This window comes from Pseudomonas sp. B21-047, from assembly GCF_024748775.1.
Taxonomy (GTDB): domain Bacteria; phylum Pseudomonadota; class Gammaproteobacteria; order Pseudomonadales; family Pseudomonadaceae; genus Aquipseudomonas; species Aquipseudomonas capeferrum.
Map to the genome: position 1 here is coordinate 977,930 of NZ_CP087169.1, position 18,831 is coordinate 996,760.

Annotated in this window: 18 protein-coding genes; 9 read left to right on the forward strand and 9 right to left on the reverse strand. The window is 62.1% G+C overall.

The features are described 5' to 3' along the window. Window positions 1-209: 209 nt before the first annotated feature. Window positions 210-890, forward strand: a complete 681-nt coding sequence (locus LOY26_RS04470) for a Fe2+-dependent dioxygenase (protein ID WP_186662914.1) — start codon at window positions 210-212, stop codon at window positions 888-890. Between the two features lie 3 nt (window positions 891-893). Continuing rightward, on the forward strand, window positions 894-1,643 hold the full coding sequence (locus LOY26_RS04475) for a tetratricopeptide repeat protein (RefSeq protein ID WP_186656997.1): 750 nt from the start codon (window positions 894-896) through the stop codon (window positions 1,641-1,643). A 49-nt stretch (window positions 1,644-1,692) separates the two neighbouring features. Here the strand turns inward: LOY26_RS04475 and LOY26_RS04480 are convergent, their stop codons facing one another. Continuing rightward, a complete protein-coding gene (locus LOY26_RS04480; RefSeq protein WP_047581355.1) occupies window positions 1,693-2,856 on the reverse strand; it encodes a type III PLP-dependent enzyme in 1,164 nt (387 codons plus the stop codon). 506 nt (window positions 2,857-3,362) lie between these two features. Between LOY26_RS04480 and LOY26_RS04485 the strand changes: the two genes are divergently transcribed. The 3 genes from LOY26_RS04485 (at window position 3,363) to LOY26_RS04495 (ending at window position 7,368) form a co-directional block, all read left to right on the forward strand. After that, on the forward strand, window positions 3,363-3,848 hold the full coding sequence (locus LOY26_RS04485) for a sigma-70 family RNA polymerase sigma factor (protein WP_186657000.1): 486 nt from the start codon (window positions 3,363-3,365) through the stop codon (window positions 3,846-3,848). Between the two features lie 20 nt (window positions 3,849-3,868). Then, window positions 3,869-4,831 carry a FecR family protein gene (locus LOY26_RS04490; RefSeq protein ID WP_186662915.1) on the forward strand — a complete coding sequence of 321 codons (963 nt, stop codon included), beginning with the start codon at window positions 3,869-3,871 and terminating at the stop codon, window positions 4,829-4,831. A gap of 107 nt (window positions 4,832-4,938) precedes the next feature. Beyond that, on the forward strand, window positions 4,939-7,368 hold the full coding sequence (locus tag LOY26_RS04495; RefSeq protein WP_186662916.1) for a TonB-dependent receptor: 2,430 nt from the start codon (window positions 4,939-4,941) through the stop codon (window positions 7,366-7,368). Between the two features lie 109 nt (window positions 7,369-7,477). Here LOY26_RS04495 and LOY26_RS04500 read toward each other — a convergent pair whose 3' ends face one another. The 4 genes from LOY26_RS04500 to LOY26_RS04515 are packed head-to-tail and all read right to left on the reverse strand — an operon-like array spanning window position 7,478 to window position 10,920. Continuing rightward, on the reverse strand, window positions 7,478-8,635 hold the full coding sequence (locus LOY26_RS04500; protein ID WP_033701154.1) for a betaine/proline/choline family ABC transporter ATP-binding protein: 1,158 nt from the start codon (window positions 8,633-8,635) through the stop codon (window positions 7,478-7,480). Continuing rightward, the gene (locus tag LOY26_RS04505) at window positions 8,632-9,285 is read right to left on the reverse strand and encodes an ABC transporter permease (protein WP_008090677.1); all 654 of its coding nucleotides are present in this window, start codon (window positions 9,283-9,285) and stop codon (window positions 8,632-8,634) included. The genes LOY26_RS04500 and LOY26_RS04505 overlap by 4 nt, the downstream gene beginning before the upstream one ends. Then, on the reverse strand, window positions 9,282-10,193 hold the full coding sequence (locus LOY26_RS04510; protein WP_095064044.1) for a glycine betaine ABC transporter substrate-binding protein: 912 nt from the start codon (window positions 10,191-10,193) through the stop codon (window positions 9,282-9,284). The genes LOY26_RS04505 and LOY26_RS04510 overlap by 4 nt, the downstream gene beginning before the upstream one ends. Window positions 10,194-10,206: 13 nt before the next feature. After that, complete coding sequence (locus LOY26_RS04515; RefSeq protein WP_033701148.1) at window positions 10,207-10,920, reverse strand: ABC transporter permease; 714 nt, start codon at window positions 10,918-10,920, stop codon at window positions 10,207-10,209. A gap of 435 nt (window positions 10,921-11,355) precedes the next feature. On the opposite strand from LOY26_RS04515, the gene LOY26_RS04520 reads away from it, so the two are divergent. The 3 genes from LOY26_RS04520 to LOY26_RS04530 all read left to right on the forward strand — a co-directional run bounded on the left by LOY26_RS04520 (window position 11,356) and on the right by LOY26_RS04530 (window position 13,687). Continuing rightward, a complete protein-coding gene (locus LOY26_RS04520) occupies window positions 11,356-11,688 on the forward strand; it encodes a type II toxin-antitoxin system RelE/ParE family toxin (RefSeq protein WP_258714449.1) in 333 nt (110 codons plus the stop codon). Beyond that, the gene (locus tag LOY26_RS04525) at window positions 11,672-12,001 is read left to right on the forward strand and encodes a helix-turn-helix domain-containing protein (protein ID WP_033701147.1); all 330 of its coding nucleotides are present in this window, start codon (window positions 11,672-11,674) and stop codon (window positions 11,999-12,001) included. The genes LOY26_RS04520 and LOY26_RS04525 overlap by 17 nt, the downstream gene beginning before the upstream one ends. A gap of 102 nt (window positions 12,002-12,103) precedes the next feature. Continuing rightward, window positions 12,104-13,687: a peptide chain release factor 3 gene (locus LOY26_RS04530; RefSeq protein WP_033701146.1), complete on the forward strand. Its 1,584-nt coding sequence runs from the start codon at window positions 12,104-12,106 to the stop codon at window positions 13,685-13,687. Window positions 13,688-13,777: 90 nt separating this feature from the next. Here the strand turns inward: LOY26_RS04530 and LOY26_RS04535 are convergent, their stop codons facing one another. From LOY26_RS04535 to LOY26_RS04550, 4 genes are all read right to left on the reverse strand, one after another. Beyond that, on the reverse strand, window positions 13,778-14,857 hold the full coding sequence (locus tag LOY26_RS04535) for a polyamine ABC transporter substrate-binding protein (protein WP_258714450.1): 1,080 nt from the start codon (window positions 14,855-14,857) through the stop codon (window positions 13,778-13,780). Between the two features lie 52 nt (window positions 14,858-14,909). Beyond that, the gene (locus tag LOY26_RS04540; RefSeq protein WP_033701144.1) at window positions 14,910-15,251 is read right to left on the reverse strand and encodes a cupin domain-containing protein; all 342 of its coding nucleotides are present in this window, start codon (window positions 15,249-15,251) and stop codon (window positions 14,910-14,912) included. Window positions 15,252-15,283: 32 nt separating this feature from the next. Further along, the gene (locus tag LOY26_RS04545) at window positions 15,284-16,690 is read right to left on the reverse strand and encodes an FAD-binding oxidoreductase (protein ID WP_186657017.1); all 1,407 of its coding nucleotides are present in this window, start codon (window positions 16,688-16,690) and stop codon (window positions 15,284-15,286) included. Window positions 16,691-16,754: 64 nt separating this feature from the next. Then, the gene (locus tag LOY26_RS04550; RefSeq protein WP_186657020.1) at window positions 16,755-17,564 is read right to left on the reverse strand and encodes an AraC family transcriptional regulator; all 810 of its coding nucleotides are present in this window, start codon (window positions 17,562-17,564) and stop codon (window positions 16,755-16,757) included. Window positions 17,565-17,764: 200 nt separating this feature from the next. On the opposite strand from LOY26_RS04550, the gene LOY26_RS04555 reads away from it, so the two are divergent. Then, window positions 17,765-18,652 carry a hypothetical protein gene (locus LOY26_RS04555; RefSeq protein ID WP_186657022.1) on the forward strand — a complete coding sequence of 296 codons (888 nt, stop codon included), beginning with the start codon at window positions 17,765-17,767 and terminating at the stop codon, window positions 18,650-18,652. Window positions 18,653-18,831 lie beyond the last annotated feature (179 nt).

Here is an 18,831-nt window from a genome sequence, read left to right on the forward strand (position 1 = left end):
TCCCCAAGGTGATAAGGCGGCGGATCTTAATGTAAGCAATTGTGACTAACAATTGAGAGTCGTTACCATTTGTGAAGAATTTACAATCTTTACAGTTTGCCGTTACGGTTTTCGTCGGCTGAAACGTCTTAAGCGGCGAATGGGGCTTGTGGTGTGTAAAAGGTAATCAATATCATTGACGCCTTTACATTTGCCCAGGTGCCGCCGCCATGCTGCTTCACATTCCCGGCCTGTTCGATGCCGACGAACTCGCGCGTATCCGTGAGGCCCTGGAGCAGGCCGACTGGGCCGATGGCAAGGTCACGGCGGGTTATCAGTCGGCCAAGGCCAAGCACAACCTGCAGTTGCCTGAAGGCCACCCGCTGGCCAAGGAGCTCGGCAGCGCATTGATCGACCGCCTGTGGAACACGCCCCGGTTCATGTCGGCAGCGCTGCCGCACAAGGTCTTTCCACCGCTGATCAATTGCTACCGCGAAGGCGGCAACTTCGGCTTTCACATCGACAATGCCCTGCGCCAGCCCAAGGGCAGCGCGGAGCGGGTGCGTACCGACCTGTCGTCAACGCTGTTCCTCAGCGACCCGGACAGTTACGACGGCGGCGAACTGGTGATCCAGGACACTTATGGCATGCAGCAGGTGAAGCTGGCGGCCGGCGACCTGGTGCTGTACCCCGGCACCAGCTTGCACAAGGTCAACCCGGTGACACGCGGCCAGCGCTATGCTGCGTTTTTCTGGACGCAAAGCCTGGTGCGCGAAGACAGCCAGCGGGCGCTGTTGTTCGAGATGGACAATGCCATCCAGCAACTCACCGCCGATGTGCCCGAACACCCTTCGCTGCTGCAGTTGACGGGTACCTACCACAACCTGCTGCGCCGCTGGGCCGAGGTCTGAGACGTGTCATACCAATTGCGTCGTGAAGAAGTGATGGATGTTGCAGGCCTCAAGGCCATGCTCGAAGACAGCCCCGGCAAGGCTGCCCAGGCGATCCTGGCGGCAGCGGGGCAGGGGGCGGTCGAGGCGCAGTTGCTGCTGGGGCAGATTCTGCTCGACGGGCGTGGCATCGAAGCCGATGCCGGTGTGGCCCGGCGCTGGTTCGGCATCGCCGCCCAGGCCGGCAGTGCCATGGCGCACAACATGCTTGGGCGTTGCCTGGAACATGGCTGGGGGGGGGAGGTGAGCCTTTCGCAGGCGGCCATCCACTATGCGCGTGCGGCTGACGCGGGGCTGGGCTGGGGCCTTTACAACCTAGGTAACCTGCTGGCCACCGGGCGTGGGGTACCGGCAAACCAGGCCCAGGCGTTGCTCTGTTACGAGAAAGCGGCGCACATGGGGCATGCCAAGTCGATGAACTTGTATGGGCGTTACCTGGAACAGGGCATCGCCACGGCACCCAGCCCGGCGCGGGCAGTGCGCTGGTATCGACGTTCGGCAGAGGCGGGGGACTTTCGCGGCATGTTCAGCCTGGCGCTGGTGCTGGTCGAGCGTGGGCAGGTGGCTGAGGCTGGGCCTTGGCTGGAGCGTGCGCGGGTTGAGGGGAATGTGAATTTTCTGCGCAGTGCGGTGGCCACGCTGCAGGGCGCTGGACCGTTGCTGGTGGGGTATGCTGCCGGGTACGCCGAGGAACTCGAACAGCGTCGGGAATGAGGCCGGCATTGACACACATGAAAACGGGGCCTTTCGGCCCCGTTCTTCATTACAGGTAGTAAGCCTTCAGCGGCGGGAAGCCGTTGAATTCCACCGCGCTGTAGCTGGTGGTGTAGGCACCGGTCGACAGCCAGTACAGGCGGTCGCCGATCGCCAGGTTCAGCGGCAGGCCGTACTTGTAGTGCTCGTACATGATGTCGGCGCTGTCGCAGGTCGGGCCGGCGATGACCACTTCTTCCATCTCGCCTTTCTTCTCGGTCCAGATCGGGAACTTGATGGACTCGTCCATGGTTTCGATCAGGCCGGAGAACTTGCCCACGTCGGTGTACACCCAACGCTCGACCGCGGTACGCGACTTGCGCGCTACCAGCACCACTTCGCTGACCAGGATGCCGGCGTTGGCGATCAGCGAACGGCCTGGCTCGAGGATGATTTCCGGCAGGTCGTCACCAAAGTCTTCCTTCAGGAAGCGGATGATCTCTTCAGCGTAGGTTTCCAGGCTGTTGGTACGGGTGATGTAGTTGGCCGGGAAGCCGCCACCCATGTTGATCAGTTTCAGCTCGATGCCGTCTTCTTCCTTCAGGCGCTCGAAGATCACTTTGACCTTGGCGATGGCCGCGTCCCACACGCTGATGTCGCGTTGCTGCGAACCGACGTGGAAGGAAATGCCGTACGGCACCAGGCCCAGGTCGCGAGCGAGGATCAGCAGGTCCATGGCCATGTCGGTCTGGCAGCCGAATTTACGCGACAGCGGCCAGTCGGCAGTGGTGGAGCCTTCGGTGAGGATACGCACGTAGACCTTGGAACCCGGCGCGGCCTTGGCGATGTTGCGCAGGTCGGCTTCCGAGTCGGTGGCGTACAGGCGCACGCCCTTCTCGTAGAAGTAGCGGATATCCTTGGATTTCTTGATGGTGTTGCCGTAGCTGATGCGGTCGGCGCTGACGCCACGGTCCATCACTTTGTCCAGCTCGTAGATCGAGGCGATGTCGAAGCTCGAGCCTTTGTCTTTGAGCAGGTCGATGATCTCGACCGCCGGGTTGGCCTTGACTGCGTAGTAGACCTTGGCGAATTCGAAACCGGCGCGCAGGTCGTCGTAGGCCTTGCTGATCATCTGGGTATCGATGAGTACGAACGGGGTTTCTTGCTTGTCGGCGAACGCCTTCATTTTCTGGAAGGTGTCACGCGCGAAATAGTCTTCGACCTGGATCGACATGCTCAGGGACTCCATGGGCAAACTGAAAAGATAAGTGGCTGCAAACTGAACGTCCTCCGTATCCCCACTTTGGTTCGCCTACTCAGTACTTGAGCCGGATGGATCGTTTCCAGCATGGACGTTCGGCGCGCACTTTAGGGCGTGAAGAATGCAAGATCAACAGGCAATCCGGGCATGTTCGTCGCGGATCGACGACCTGCCATTTGAATAACCGACTCATGTGACCGGCAGATGTTCCTTGGGATGTTTGAAGCGTTAAATATTGTGGAATGGACCGTATCGGCCCTTTGGCGGGTGAACCCGCTCCCATAGGGATTGCGCTAATCCTGTCGGCGCGGGGTCACCCGCGAATGGCCCTGAGGTGTTCATATTTATGGCCACATTTTCCTGGCACTGCAGTGCCTGAAATCCGTATAAATTTTTTGTTACCGACTGACGGATTTGCCGTTCTTGATGAGAAACATTACTATTCGCACCCTTATCTGCCTCCCTGACGAACCCCGACCGTGTCCGGACCCAAAGGCTTCCTCGACCACTACCATGAGCTGATCGGCACCTGGACGCGCAAGCTGCGCAGTCGTCAGCAGGCCGAGGACCTCGCTCACGATGCCTTCGTACGGGTACTGGAAAACCCCCGCGAACAGGTCGAGCAGCCCCGCGCCTACCTGCACCAGACCGCCCGCAACATTGCCGTGGACGGTTTTCGCCGTGAAGACCGGCGCCAGGTACTGGCGCTGGAAGCCTTTGAGGAAAGCGCCAGCCACAGCGGTGACCCTGAAGCCTACGTACACGCGCTGGAGCTTGCCGACAGTGTCGAGCGGGCGCTGGCCGAGTTGCCGCTCAACTGCCGGCGGGTGTTCATCTGGCAGAAGCTCGAAGGCCTGACCCAGGCCGAGATTGCCGAGCGCATGGGCTTGAGCAAGAACATGGTCGAAAAGTATATGATCCGCACCCTCCGACACCTGCGTGAGCACCTGGATGTGTCGGCATGATGAGTCAGGAGACCTTTTCGATGAAACGGCACGGTACCGATAGCGTCCGCGAGCAGGCGGCCGAATGGTTCGCCCGCGTGCAGGATGCGCCGCGGGATGCCGAGCTGCTGGCCCGCTTGCAAGGGTGGCTGGAGGCGGACCCACGCCATCGCGAGGAATACCAGCAGCTGGCCAGCCTCTGGCGCGCCGCCGACTTCATACCGCGCCAGCGCCTCAATGCCCTGTGCGCGCCAGCGCCCGTGCGCCAGTTGCCACGGCGGCGTTTGCTGCGCCAGGCTTTGGCGGCCGGTGTGGCAGTGGTTGCCCTGGGGCTCGGCTGGAGTGGCTGGCAGTACCAGCGCCTCAATCATCAGGACCTGTTACAGACTGCCTTCGGTGAGCGCCGCCAGGTCGAACTGCCGGACGGCTCGCAGCTGACGCTCAACGGCGGTACGCAGTTGCAGGTCGATTTCAGCGCGGGGCGGCGGCACATTCAACTGAACGCCGGTGAGGCGATGTTCATCGTCGCCCACGACAGCAGCCGACCGTTCGTGGTCGACACGGCCCAAGGCAGCGTGACCGTCACCGGCACCCGCTTTGATGTACGGCTGGACCCGGCCGCCACCCGCGTAGCGGTCGAGCAAGGCTCGGTACGGGTGCAGGGCAAGGATGCTTCGCTGGCGCAACTGACGGCCGGCCTGGGCGCGCATATAGATGCACAAGGCAAGGTGGCGGCGCCCTACGCGGTCAATGCCGCAGCCCTGACTGCCTGGCGCCAGGGCAAGCTGGTGTTCGACAACGCCACCCTGGCCGAGGTGGTGGCCGAAGTTTCCCGCTACCGCACACAGCCGCTGCGGGTTGCCCCCGGCAAAGTGGCACAGATGCGCCTCTCAAGCACCTTCAGCACCGACGACACCGATGCACTGCTGCGCGCCTTGCCGAGCATCTTGCCGGTGGTCATCAAAGCCCATGAAGACGGCTCTCGCGAAATAATCGCGAAATAGATTCAGGTTTATTTCAGCTCGTTCGTCTTCCTCGCCAGCTGCAACTGCCAAGCATTTACATTTGCATGCGGTTGGCGTTTATCCCGCACTTCAGGATGTCTGACGACGTGAACAACAACAAATCCTTGCCACGCTTTCGCGCCCTGGCGCTGGCCCTCGCGGTCAGTGCCGTGGCCGTCAACAGCCACGCCGAACAGGCTGGCGGCGCAATCCAGATCCAGGCACAACCGCTGGCCTCGGCCCTGAGCCAATTGGGCCAGCAGACCAACCTGCAACTGTTCTACAGCCCTGAGCTTGTGGCCGGCAAACAGGCCCCGGCGGTGTCCGGCAACCTGGCGCCGGTGCAGGCGCTGCAACAGTTGCTGCAAGGCAGCGGGCTGACCTTCGAGATGGCCCAGGACACAGTGGTGGTAAAGCCGCTGCCGACCACCCTCGACCTGGGCAGCGGTAGCCTGGAGCTGGCGCCCACCGACATCAAGGTGGTCGGTGACTGGCTGGGCGATGCCGACCAGGCCGTGGTGCAGAACCACCCCGGCGCGCGCACCGTGGTGCGTCGCGAGGCCATGCTCGAGCAGGGTGCAATGAACGTTCGCGACGTGCTGCGCGGCATCCCTGGCGTGCAGGTGCAGGATTCCAACGGCACCGGTGGCAGCGACCTGTCGCTGAACGTTGGCGTGCGCGGCCTGACCTCGCGGCTGTCGCCCCGCTCGACCGTGTTGATCGATGGCATCCCGGCGGCGTTCGCCCCTTATGGCCAGCCGCAGCTGTCGATGGCGCCGATCTCTTCGGGCAACCTGGACAGCATCGACGTGGTACGCGGCGCAGGTTCTGTGCGCTACGGCCCGCAGAACGTCGGTGGGGTGATCAACTTCGTCACCCGGGCGATCCCAGAGAAGGCCTCGGCTGAGCTTTCCACCACCTTGGAAACCTCGCAGCATGGCGGCTGGAAGCACACCGAGTCGGCCTTCGTCGGCGGCACCGCCGACAACGGCATGGGCGTAGCACTGCTGTACACCGGGGTGAACGGCAACGGTTACCGCGAGAGCAACAACGGCAACGACATCGACGATGTGATCCTCAAGACCCACTGGGCCCCGACCGACGTCGATGAGTTCTGGCTCAACTTCCATTACTACGATGGCCGTGCCGACATGCCCGGCGGCCTGACCCAGGCTCAGTACGACAGCAACCCGTACCAGTCACTGCGCGACTACGACTACTTCGCCGGCCGGCGCAAGGATGTATCGTTCAAGTGGCAGCGCCAGCTCGACGACGCTACCCAGTTCGAAGTGCTGACCTACTACACCGACAGCTTCCGTGGCAGCGCCATTGCCTCGCGTGACTTGAAGACCCTGTCGTCGTACCCGCGCAACTACCACACCTTCGCAATCGAACCGCGCCTGTCGCGGATCTTCTTCGCCGGCCCCACTACCCAGGAAGTCAGTGTGGGTTACCGCTACCTGAAAGAGGCCATGCGCGAGCAGTCGACCCGCCTGGCGCTGATCGACAACGTGCCGACGCCCACTCCGACCTCTGACGGCCATGTGTTCCAGGACCGTAGCGGCGGCACCGAGGCCAGCGCCTACTACATCGACGACAAGATCGACGTCGGCAACTGGACCATCACCCCCGGTATCCGCTTCGAGCACATCAACACCGACTGGCGCGACCGCCCGGTGCTGGGCGCCAACAACCGCCCGGTGGCAGAGAAGAAGCGCAGCATCACCAGCAACGAACCGCTGCCGGCACTGAGCGTGATGTACCACCTCTCCGATGCCTGGAAGGTGTTCGCCAACTACGAGACCTCGTTCGGCAGCCTGCAGTACTTCCAGCTGGGCCAGGGCGGTACCGGCAACAGCACGGCCAACGGCCTGGAGCCGGAAAAGGCCAAGACTTATGAGGTGGGTACGCGCTATGACAACGGCGGCTTCGCCGGTGAGCTGACAGCGTTCTACATCGACTTCGATGACGAGCTGCAGTACATCAGCAACGATGTCGGCTGGACCAACCTGGGCGCCACCAAGCACCAGGGTATCGAAGCGTCGGTGCGTTATGACCTGGCCGGGCTGGACCCGCGGCTTGAAGGCCTGTCGGTGAATGGCGGCTACACCTATACCCGTGCCACTTACGAAGGGGAGATCCCAGGCTTCAAGGGGCGTGACCTGCCGTTCTACTCACGCCAGGTGGCCACTGCCGGCGTGCGCTATGCGATCAACCGCTGGACCTGGAACCTGGACGCCTATGCCCAATCCAAGCAGCGTGCGCCGGGCACCGGGATCAATAGTGATGGCAGCTTCAATGGTGACTACATCACCGAGCCGAGTGCCGATGGGCAGTATGGGGATATTCCGGGTTACGTGACCTGGCATGCCCGTGGGGGGTATGACTTCGGGCCGCAGACGGCCAACATGAAGGTGGCGGCGGGGGTGAAGAACCTGTTCGACAAGCAGTACTTCACCCGCTCCAGCGACAACAATGCTGGCCTCTATGTGGGTGAGCCGCGGACCTTTTATGTGCAGGCCAGTGTAGGGTTCTGATACAGCGTCGTCCCATTCGCGGGGCAAGCCCGCTCCCCACAGATGTGTAGGAGCGGCCTTGCCGGGGCGCCGGACCGGTCGGAAAGGGGCGCAAAGCGCCCCCAAAAAATCAGGAAACCACCGCCTCAGCCGGTGACACGATGCTGGTCTTCGCCCCACGCGATCGCCCCGAGCTCAAGTAAGCCGCAATCGACTCCTGCGTCACCTCGCCCAAGAACACCTGCTCGGCATCCAGCACCGGCAACCACGCCCGGTTGAACTCGTACATCCGCGACAGCAGGATGCGCAGGTTCTCATCGTGCGATGCGGTGGCATTGAACTGGCGCAGGAAGTCGCCGCAGGCCCCTTGCTGGCGGTGCATGTCGCGCCGGCGCACATAGCCCAGCGCCTTGTTCTGCGCATCGGTCACCACTACATAGCGGCGGTCGTGCTCGTCCAGCAGCTCCAGCGCATCGCTCACTGGCGTGTCCGGGCTGACTGACGGGGCGTTGTCCGCCGCATCTTCGGCACGCACCAGCAACAGGCGTTTCAAGGTGCTGTCCTGGCCGACGAAGTTGCTGACGAAGTCATCCACCGGGTGCGCCAGCAGGGTGTCCGGGTGGTCCAGCTGCAACAGCTTGCCGGCACGGAAGATGGCGATCTTGTCGCCCAGCTTGAGCGCTTCGTCGATGTCGTGGCTGACCATGATCACGGTCTTGTTCAACGCCCGCTGCATCTCGAAGAACTCGTTCTGAATCATCTCGCGGTTGATCGGGTCGACTGCGCCGAACGGCTCATCCATCAACAGCACCGGCGCGTCGGCAGCCAGCGCGCGGATCACGCCGATACGCTGCTGCTGGCCACCGGAAAGCTCACGCGGGTAGCGCTGCAGGTACTGCTTTGGCTCGAGCTTGATCATGTGCATCAGCTCGCGGGCGCGGTCGTGGCACTTCTGCTTGTCCCAGCCGAGCAGGCGCGGGACCACGGTGATGTTCTCCTCGATGGTCATGTTGGGGAACAGGCCGATCTGCTGGATCACGTAGCCAATGTGGCGGCGCAGGGTGACTTCGTCCAGCCCGCTGGTGTCTTCGCCATTGATGAACACCTGGCCGGAGGTGGGCGTGATCAGGCGGTTGATCATCTTCAGCGTGGTGCTCTTGCCGCAGCCCGAGGGGCCGAGGAATACGCAGATTTCGCCTTCGTTGACGGTCAGGCTGACCGCGTCGACGGCTTTGACGTCCTTGCCGTTGACGTTGAAGGTTTTGCTGAGGTTCTTGAGTTCGATCATGAGCGCAGTCCTTCTGGAGTCAGGGCACGTTGCAGGGTTTGCAGGAGCAGGTCGGCGATGATCGCCAGCAGGCTGACCAGCACGGCGCCGACCAGCAACATCGACATGTCGCTGCGGCTGATGGAGGTCAGGATGAGCACGCCCAGGCCACCGGCACCGATGGTCGCGGCGATGGTCATCACGCCGATGTTCATCACCACGGCGGTGCGCACGCCGGCGAGGATCACCGGCACCGCAATCGGCAGCTCGACCATGCGCAGGCGTTGGCCGAAGGTCATGCCGATACCGCGCGCGGCTTCACGGATACCGGGCTCGACGTTGGTCAGGGCGAGGTAGGTGTTGCGCAGGATCGGCAGCAGTGAATAGAGGAATACCGCAGTGATCGCCGGCAGCGGGCCGAGGCCTTGGCCGAACTTGGAATAGAACGGCAGCAGCAGGCCGAACAGGGCGATCGAGGGAATGGTCAGCAGCACCGTGGCGCTGGCCTGCAGCGGGCCTGCGACGGCCGGGAAGCGGGTCATCAGGATGCCCAGTGGCACGCCGACGAGGATGGCCAGGCTGACGGCGATGCCAACCAGCATGATGTGTTGCCAGGTCAGTTGCAGGACCTGGGCCCAGTCAAGGTGGGCGAAGGTGTCGAGCAGGCTCATGGCTGTACCTCCTTCAAAGGATGCTCACGCAGGAAGGCTGCGGCCACGGCGGTGGGGTTCTGGTGTTCGACGTCGACCTGGGCGTTGAGCTGGCGCATGGTTTCGTCGTCGAGCTGCTCGGCCAGCGGCTTGAGCAGGGTGGCCAGGTTGGGGTTGGCGTCGAGCACGGCTTTGCGCACCACCGGGGCGGCGGTGTAGTCGGGGAAGTAGTGCTTGTCGTCGTCCAGCAGTTTGAGGTCGAAGGCGTTCAGGCGCCCGTCGGTGGTGTACACCAGGCCGGCGAACACCTGGTTGTTGCGCATCGCGGTGTACACCAGGCCGCCATCCATCTGGCGGATGTTGCGGCGGTCCAGCGGCAAGCCGTACAGCTCGCGCAGGCCTACCAGCCCATCAGGGCGGTTGGCGAACTCGGTGTCCAGGGCCACCAGGTGGGTGCGGTCGTGCTCATCACGCAGCACCTGGTTGAGGTCGCTGATCGAGTTGACCTGCGGGTAGGCTTCGGCCACTTGCTTGGGCAGGCCCAGGGCATAGGTGTTGCTGAAGTTCGAGGGGGTCAGCCAGATCAGGCCCTTCTTCGCGTCCAGTGCCTTGACCTTGGCGTAGGTGGCCTCGGCGTTGGGCATGCGTTCGTCGATGTGGTTGTACGACACCAGCGATACACCGGTGTATTCCCACATCAGGTCGAGCTGGCCGGTCTCTTGTGCCTGGCGGGCGATGTTGCTGCCAAGGCCGGTGGTCACGCGCACATCGAAACCGTTTGCGCGCAGGTATTGGGCGGTGATTTCGGCAAGCACGGTCTGTTCGGTGAACACCCGCGCACCGATACGGATCAGCGGTTTGTCCGCTGCCTGGGCAAAACCTGCGAACAGCAGGGCCGCGCCCAGCAGCAAGGCGATTCTCTTCTTCATACGTTCCCTCTTCTTATTGGGCCAGGCCACGTTCCAGCCAGCGCCTGCTGGAGAAGCTCACCAGGGCGTCGAGCAGCAATGCCAGCAGCGCCGTACAAGCGGCGCCCAGCAGCAGCTGCGGCTGGTTGTTCAGGGCGATGCCAGGGAAGATCAGGCTGCCCAGGCTGTTGGCGCCGATCAGGAACGCCAGGGGCGCGGTGCCCACGTTCAGGGCCAGGGCCACACGCACACCGCCGACGATGATCGGCACGGCATTGGGCAATTCCACCTGCCACAGTTGCTGGCGCGGGGTCATGCCGATGCCGGTGGCGGCTTCCTTGAGCGAGGCGGGGACGTTTTTCAGGCCCTCGTAGGTGTTGCGCACGATGGGCAGGAGGGAGGCGAGGAACAGCGCGAAGATCGCGGGCCCGGCGCCGATGCCCAGGATACTGAGCGCGATGGCCAGAACGGCCAGAGGGGGGATGGTGTTGCCAACGTTGAAGAACTGCATGAAGCGTTCGGCTTTGTCGACCCGGTGCGGTCGACTTAACGCAATGCCGGCGGGGATGCCCACGGCCAACGCCGCCGCCATCGAAGCCAGCACCAGTACCAGGTGCGCTTGCAGGTAGAACCCAAGATCGTCGCGGTAACGCGCGATCGTGTCGATGCCGATCCAGTGGATCAGCAGGGCCAGGATGACGAGCACGGTGGCGCATCCCAACAGCCCTTTTCCGTAGCGTGTAGCCACAGGCGGACTCCTTGTGTTGTCGGCGAGCACACTTCTTTTTTTGCCGGCCATCACTGGCGGCGGTGGGTGTGTTCGCGAGTAGCAGCGTGATGCGTGCGCAAGGCAGCGATCAGGCCATGAGCCGAACCCCGTCGGGCCCGAAAAAGCTGATGAAACCAGTCCCCAAGCGAAGCGGGTTGCAGGGGAGTGGACGTCTCCGAGGGCGTAAAGGTTCCCATCTGAGGCGGCATTTGGCCAGTGTTAATCACTGGGTCAGTGAACTTTCGTACGAAAAAACAGCGCAATTCCTACCTTAAGGCGTTGGTTTACCTGCTTTCGATCCATTTGTCCTGATGGACAAAATTCCTCTCTCGATTTCCTTGATATCTATTTGAAGAAATATTCTTTGGGGGGTATATTTTGTCTTGGTCGATACATTTCTGTACCGAATTCGTCGTGGAGTTCGAAGGGTTCGACAAGCAGGTCCAGAAAGAGCTCGTGGCCCATCTGAGGCTATTGGAGTTTCAAGGGCCAACCCTGGGTAGGCCGAGGGTGGACACACTGAAGGGGTCTCGTCACAACAACATGAAAGAGCTGAGATTTTCTGCGTGTGATGGAGTCTGGCGTGTTGCATTTGCTTTTGACCCAGCGCGTAAAGCCGTAGCTCTGGTAGCTGGAAATAAGACGGGACTCAGCGAAGCACTGTTTTACCGGAGACTGATCAAGCGGGCCGATGATCGTTTCGACAAGTATTTACGAGAAGGAGATAGCAATGTCCAAGACACTTGATGAGGTCATTGAGAGTTTGCCACTGGAACTGCAGGTGGCAGCCGAAGCGCGAGGGCGTGAGCTGATACGCGAAGAGATGACATTGCAGGCGTTGCGCAAGCAGCTTGAGCTGACCCAGGAAAGCATGGCCGAAAGGCTGGATATCAGGCAGGGCAACATCTCCAAGGTCGAAAATCGCTCCGATATGCTGATTTCTACACTGCGCAGCTATGTTGAAGCGATGGGGGGGACGCTTGAGCTGGTGGCGCGCATGCCGGGTCGCCCTCCTGTCACCTTGGATGGGTTCACCGATAGCGCCACTAGCAGCAAGTAACTCAGCATCCGCTCCACGGGGGGCGGGGATCAAATTTTGGTCCCCGGCCAAACTCAGGTATGATATTGCCCCTTTTCGAATCCCCCAGTCAGGCGATTTCCCATGACCAACCAGGCCGCCGAAGTCGCGAAGCGCCGCACTTTCGCAATTATTTCCCACCCCGACGCCGGTAAGACCACCATCACCGAGAAGCTCCTGCTGATGGGCAAGGCCATTGCCGTCGCCGGTACCGTGAAGTCGCGTAAGTCCGACCGCCACGCCACCTCCGACTGGATGGAAATGGAGAAGCAGCGCGGCATCTCCATCACCACCTCGGTGATGCAGTTCCCGTACCGCGAGCACATGATCAACCTGCTCGACACCCCCGGCCACGAAGACTTCTCGGAAGACACCTACCGCACCCTGACCGCGGTGGACTCGGCGCTGATGGTGCTCGACGGCGGTAAAGGTGTAGAGCCGCGGACCATCGCCCTGATGGACGTCTGCCGCCTGCGTGACACGCCCATCGTCAGCTTCATCAACAAACTCGACCGTGATATCCGCGACCCGATCGAACTGCTCGACGAAATCGAGGCGGTGCTGAAGATCAAGGCCGCGCCAATCACCTGGCCGATCGGTTGCTACCGCGACTTCAAGGGTGTGTACCACCTGGCCGGCGACTACATCATCGTCTACACCCCGGGCCACGGCCATGAGCGTACCGAGGTAAAAATCATCGAGAAGCTTGATTCCGATGAAGCCCGTGCGCACCTGGGTGACGAATATGATCGCTTCCTCGAACAGCTTGAGCTGGTGCAGGGCGCCTGCCATGAATTCGATCAGGACGAGTTCATCAACGGCCAACTGACCCCAGTGTTCTTCGGTACCGCACTGGGCAACTTCGGTGTCGACCATGTGCTCGACGCCGTTGTCGACTGGGCGCCGCGCCCGCTGGCCCGTGTGGCGCACGAGCGTACCGTGGAGCCGGTAGAAGAGAAGTTCACAGGCTTCGTGTTCAAGATCCAGGCGAACATGGACCCGAAACACCGTGACCGTATCGCCTTTATGCGCATCTGCTCGGGCAAGTACGAGAAGGGCATGAAGATGCGCCACGTGCGTACCGGCAAGGACCTGCGCATCGGTGACGCACTGACCTTCTTCTCGTCCGAGCGCGAGCAGCTGGAAGAAGCCTTTGCCGGCGATATCATCGGCCTGCACAACCACGGCACCATCCAGATCGGCGACACCTTCACCGAAGGCGAAGCACTGGGCTTCACCGGTATCCCGCACTTTGCTCCGGAGCTGTTCCGCCGTGTGCGCCTGAAGGACCCGCTCAAGTCCAAGCAGCTGCGCCAGGGTCTGCAGCAGCTGGCCGAAGAGGGGGCGACCCAGGTGTTCTTCCCCGAGCGCAGCAACGACATCATCCTCGGTGCGGTCGGTGTGCTGCAGTTCGACGTAGTGGCCAGCCGTTTGAAGGAAGAGTACAAAGTCGAGTGCGCCTACGAGCCGATCACCGTGTGGTCGGCGCGCTGGATCAGCTGTGATGACAAGAAGAAGCTCGAGGAATTCCAGACCAAGGCCATGGAGAACCTGGCCATCGACGGTGGCGGCCACCTGACCTACCTGGCGCCGACCCGGGTCAACCTGGCGTTGATGGAAGAGCGCTGGCCGGATGTGAAATTCCGCGCTACTCGCGAGCACCACTAAAAGCAGCTTCGAGCCTCAAGCTGGAAGCTACAAGTGGAAGCGAGCCTGTATTGGCCCGCCTTTCTTGTAGCTTGCGGCTTGAAGCTGTTGTCAGTTTCCGGCTTTGATACTGGTCCAGATCCGGGTGCGAATGCGGTCGAGCTTGGCCGGCATCGCCTCCAGCGCATACAGCTTGCCCATCACTTCGTCACTGGGGTAGATCATCGTATTGCCCTTCATCGCCGGGTCCACCAGGCCGTCAGCCTTGAGGTTGCCGTTGGCGTACTGCACGTGGTTACTGATGTTGGCCATCACCTCCGGCTGCAGCAGGTAGTTCATGTAGGCATACCCCGCCTTCTCATCGGGGGCATCGGCCGGCATGGCAACCATGTCGAACCACATCGGCGCGCCTTCCTTGGGGATCGAATACCCCACCTTCACCCCATTCTTTGCTTCATCAGCGCGGTTTTTCGCCTGCAGCACGTCACCGGAGAAGCCCACCACCACGCAGATATCGCCATTGGCCAGGTCACCGGTGTACTTGGATGAATGGAAGTAGCTGATGTACGGCCGCACCTTCATCAGCAAGTCCTTGGCCTTCTCGTAGTCCTTCGGGTCCTGGCTGTGATGCGGTAAGCCCAGGTAATGCAGGGCAATCGGCAGCAGCTCGGGGCCGTTGTCCAGCACTGCGACGCCGCAGCTTTTCAGCTTGCTCATGTACTCGGGCTTGAAGATCAGGTCCCATGAGTCCAGCGGCGCGTTGTCGCCGAGGACTGCCTTGACCTTATCGATGTTGTAGCCAATGCCCGTGCTGCCCCAGAGGTACGGGAAGCCGTACTGGTTGCCCGGGTCGTTGACCTCAAGTGCCTTGAGCAGCACCGGGTTGAGATTTTGCCAGTTGGGCAACTGCGACTTGTCCAGCTTCTTCAGGGCCTTGCCCTGAATCTGCCGGGCCATGAAGTGGTTGGACGGAAACACCACGTCGTAGCCGGAATTGCCGGTCATCAGCTTGCCATCGAGGGTTTCGTTGCTGTCGTACACGTCGTAGGTGGGATTGATGCCGGTGGTTTGCTGAAAGTGCTTCAGGGTGTCCGGCGCGACATAGCTGGACCAGTTGTAGATCTTCACCGTGTCGGCGGCGTTGGCCATGCTGGCGGCCAGCATCAGAGGTGCAAGAAGAAGGGTGCGCATGTCGGGTTTACCTTGCTTTGTCTGTTGTTATCGAAGGCAGGCGATCAGCGGATCAGAAAATAAGCACGTAAGTCTTGCGCACGGTCTCCAGGATGTCCCAGGTGCCGGTGCTGTTGGCCGGTAGCGTCAGTGCGTCTCCGGCTTCTATGTAGAGGGGCTCGCCACCGTCGGGGGTGAAGGTGCAGCGGCCCTTGATGATGTGGCAGAACTCTTGTTGCACGATCTGCCGTCGCCAGCGCCCGGGGCTGCACTCCCAGATGCCGGTTTCGACGCCATCGCTGCGCTCCACGCAGGTGACCGAGGTCACCGCCACGGGCTCGCCGAGCGGCACTGCGACCGGGTTGGTGCTGTCCAGGACGGCGCTTTCAGTGTGTTTGAAGTGAGTGATGTTCATGACCGGTGGATCCTGTGTAGGTGAACGGTAAGTCAGTGCATGAAGCCTTCCATGAAGTCTGCCAGTGAGCTGGCCAGGCGCCGCCGCCACGGTGCGCTGGCGCGGTTGGCGAGGGTGCGGTCCTCGTGGACGAAACTCTGGATGATCGCGTTGTAGCCCAACCAGCGGCAGGGCTCGGGTGGCCAGCTGGCCAGGCTCGACAATGGGCGGTTGTCGAGTACCCAGGGTTGCGCGGTCAGTGCGTTGTGCTGGTTGAGGATCAGTGCCGCCAACGTCCGCCCGCCGAGGTTGGTGGCGCCGACCCCCTCGCCGCCGTAGCCGCCGGCCAAGGCGATGCCGCGCTGGCGGTCGCACAGCATGTGCGGTCGGAAGCGTCGGGCCATGCCCAGGTTGCCGCCCCAGGAGTGGGTGATGCGCACATGCTTGAGCTGCGGGAACAGCTCGCTGAACAGGTAGCGGCGCAGTTCGACTTCGGCTTCGGTCAGGGTGAAGTCTTCGCGCAGGCGGCCACCGAAGCGATAGCCGCCACGGGCGCCGAACACCAGGCGGTTGTCGGCGGTGCGCTGGCCGTAGGTAACCTGACGGCTGCTTTCGCTGAAGGCTTGGCCCTCGGCCAGGCCGATCTGCTCCCAAATCGAATCGGGCAGTGGCTCGGTCGCCACCAGCAAGCTCTGCACCGGTAGCTGATGCTTGCCCAGCGGTGGCAGGCTGGCGGCGTAACCTTCCACGGCGGGCACCGTCCACTGGCAGCGGATGCGCGCCAAGGGGGTGCGAACTTCACCGGGCTGCCAGTCGATGGCAGGGGTGTTCTCGTAGATCGGCACGCCCAGCGCCTCTACCGCTCGGGCCAGGCCGCGGGCCAGCTTGGCGGGCTGGATGGTCGCGGTGTGCGGGCTGTAGATCGCGCCGTAGGCGTTGCTCACCCGCAGTTGTGCGTCCAGTTGCTCGGGCCGCAGCCAGCGGTAGTCATCCTCGGTCATGCCCTGGCGGTACAGGTCATCGAGGTAGGCACGCAGGCTGCGTTCCTGTTCCGGGTAGCGGGCGGCGCAGTACAGCACGCCACCTTTGCGGTAGTCGCAGTCGATGGCTTCGCGTTGCAGCACGGCGTGGACTTCATCGGGGATGCCATGCAGCAGGTCGATGCTGGCGCGGCGTTGTTGCGGCGACAGAGCGGCAAGCAGGCGGTCTTCGCCGAGCAGGTTGCCCATCAGCCAGCCGCCATTGCGCCCAGAGGCGCCGAAGCCGGCGATGTTGGCTTCGATCACGGCAATGTTCAGCTGGGGCGCCTGGCGCTTTAGGTAGTACGCGGTCCATAGGCCGGTGTAGCCGGCGCCGATGATGCACACGTCAACGTCAAGGTCGTTTCGCAGTGCTGGGCGCGCGCACAGCGGCTCGTCGAGCTGGTCCATCCACAGGCTGAGCGTGCGCAGGGGTTGCATCAGTTTCGGCTCCACATCCGTCAAGGTCTGTGGGCGATCCTAGTGGCGTTGGGGGAGGGCTGTCTTACGTGCGTGCACGCAGGGAAATTTGCTTGAGGTAGGCCTTGGGTGTGAGCCCGGTCTGTTCACGGAAGCACTTGTAGAACGCCGACAGCGAATTGAAGCCCGCGCTGAACGCTAGCTCATCGATCGTTGCCTCGACGCTGTCGTCGTTCAGGCTGGCCATCAGGTGCTGTAGCCGCGCCTGGTTCACGTAGCGGTAGAAGCTTTGGCCAAGCACCTGGTTGAGCAGGTAGGAGATCTGGTTGCGGCTGTAGCCGCTGGCATCGGCGACCTGCTGCAAGTCAAGTTCAGGGTCGAGGTAGGGGCGTTGACGCTGGAAGTAGCACTCCAGGTCCTGGGCCATGGTCGACAGCTGGCGCGGTGAAAGGCCCAGGCGGCTGGTGGCCGGGCGCGGGCCGCTGCCAGCTTGCTCTCGGTTGTTCTGCCGGACCAGCGTGGCGTATTCGTTGACGCGCCAGATCAGCCCGTCCTTGACGGTGATGGCCTCGCTGGACTGGAACGCCACCAGGCCTTCACCGCCCTGCACCGTGACCTGGTACTGGATGAACGCAGTGCAGCCATCGACGCGGATTCGGTCGCTGTGGACGATGTCCTCGCCGGCTTCATGGGGCAGGCAGGCGCGCACGTAGTCGCGCAGCGCGTCGAAGCCGAGCACGCGGTTCTGGAAGAAGTCGTGGTACTGGACGTCGGGGTGATAGAGCGCGATCACGCCGTCGAGGTCGCGGTGCTTCCAGCACAAGTGGTAGCGCATCACAGTTTCGGCGGTGATGGGCGTCTGTTGCGGGCCGTCGGCTGGGTACTGGGAGGTCATGGGCAGATAGTGCCAGATCAACCGGCATTGCAGAACACGGCGTTGGCGTGTGGTGAATCCGGCATTTTGCACGGTCTTTGGCTGGCCCAGTGATTTAAGTCATTGATTCAGTTGGGTGTCATTTTTTGACACAACTGGCACACCCCCTGCACTGGCTCTAGGGCGAACGGACTTGTTGATCACTACAAAGGCGAAAAACCATGATCCCCTCTGCCGATTACCCGTATGTCGATTCACAGCATCGCTCTGGCGTGTCCTGGGCGGCCATTTTAGCGGGGGCCGCAGCGGCTGCCGCGTTGTCATTGATCCTGGTGGTGCTGGGTGCGGGGCTAGGCTTCGCGGCCACCTCACCTTGGGCTGATGAAGGTGCCAGCGCCCAGACCCTGGGTGTTTCGGCGATCATCTGGCTGCTACTGACACAGATCTTCGCCTCAGGCTTGGGCGGCTATATCGCCGGTCGGCTGCGGGTGAAGTGGGCCAATCTGCAGGGTGATGAAGTGTATTTTCGTGATACGGCCCATGGCTTCCTTGCCTGGGCAGTGGCCACGCTGGTGGCGGCCATGTTGATACTGAGCACCGCCGGTGGCCTTGCCACTGCCGGTGCGCAAGCCGGGGCGAGCGCGGTAGGGGCTGCTGCCAGCATGGCGCCAAAGCCTGATCCCAATGCCTATTTCGTTGACAGCCTGTTCCGCAATGACGGCCCGGCACCTGTCAGTGATGACGCCGCCAATGGTATTGCGGCGCGCATTATTGCCAAGTCCATCGCGCAAGGGACGCTGGCCGAAAGTGATCGCGCTTACCTGGCGCAACTGGTGGCCCAGCGTACCCGCCTGAGCCAGGCCGAGGCCGAGGCACGGGTCGATCAAGTGTTCGCTCAGGTTCAACAGGCCAAGGTAGAGGTGCAGCAGGCCGCTGACACGGCAGCCAAAGTGGCGGGCTGGACGGCCCTGTGGACCTTCGTTGCACTGTTGTGTGGGGCATTCTTCGCCAGCCTTGCCGCGCTGCTCGGTGGCCGTCAGCGTGATCGCGTCGTATGGCTGGAAGCGGAAGGGGTGGACTACACCGCGCGTCGTACCATTCAACGTTAAGTAAGGAGAAACATCATGCGCTCATTACTGCTGTGGATGATTGGGGTGCCGATTCCGGTGATTATCCTGATTGCGATATTCATGCATTGAGAGTCTTGGGGGCGCTTTGCGCCCCTTCGCGGGGCAAGCCCGCTCCCACAGGTACCTCGCATGTCCCACCAGGCGAGGTAACTGTGGGA

Bases quoted from the DNA above. Each gene is read 5' to 3' on its own strand.
- LOY26_RS04490 (WP_186662915.1), top strand. From the start codon at position 3,869: ATGAAACGGCACGGTACCGATAGCGTCCGCGAGCAGGCGGCCGAATGG.
- LOY26_RS04535 (WP_258714450.1), bottom strand. From the start codon at position 14,857: ATGCGCACCCTTCTTCTTGCACCTCTGATGCTGGCCGCCAGCATGGCC.
- LOY26_RS04540 (WP_033701144.1), bottom strand. From the start codon at position 15,251: ATGAACATCACTCACTTCAAACACACTGAAAGCGCCGTCCTGGACAGC.
- LOY26_RS04550 (WP_186657020.1), bottom strand. From the start codon at position 17,564: ATGACCTCCCAGTACCCAGCCGACGGCCCGCAACAGACGCCCATCACC.
- LOY26_RS04470 (WP_186662914.1), top strand. From the start codon at position 210: ATGCTGCTTCACATTCCCGGCCTGTTCGATGCCGACGAACTCGCGCGT.
- LOY26_RS04525 (WP_033701147.1), top strand. From the start codon at position 11,672: ATGTCCAAGACACTTGATGAGGTCATTGAGAGTTTGCCACTGGAACTG.
- LOY26_RS04530 (WP_033701146.1), top strand. From the start codon at position 12,104: ATGACCAACCAGGCCGCCGAAGTCGCGAAGCGCCGCACTTTCGCAATT.
- LOY26_RS04555 (WP_186657022.1), top strand. From the start codon at position 17,765: ATGATCCCCTCTGCCGATTACCCGTATGTCGATTCACAGCATCGCTCT.
- LOY26_RS04505 (WP_008090677.1), bottom strand. From the start codon at position 9,285: ATGAGCCTGCTCGACACCTTCGCCCACCTTGACTGGGCCCAGGTCCTG.
- LOY26_RS04480 (WP_047581355.1), bottom strand. From the start codon at position 2,856: ATGTCGATCCAGGTCGAAGACTATTTCGCGCGTGACACCTTCCAGAAA.
- LOY26_RS04500 (WP_033701154.1), bottom strand. From the start codon at position 8,635: ATGATCGAACTCAAGAACCTCAGCAAAACCTTCAACGTCAACGGCAAG.
- LOY26_RS04510 (WP_095064044.1), bottom strand. From the start codon at position 10,193: ATGAAGAAGAGAATCGCCTTGCTGCTGGGCGCGGCCCTGCTGTTCGCA.
- LOY26_RS04545 (WP_186657017.1), bottom strand. From the start codon at position 16,690: ATGCAACCCCTGCGCACGCTCAGCCTGTGGATGGACCAGCTCGACGAG.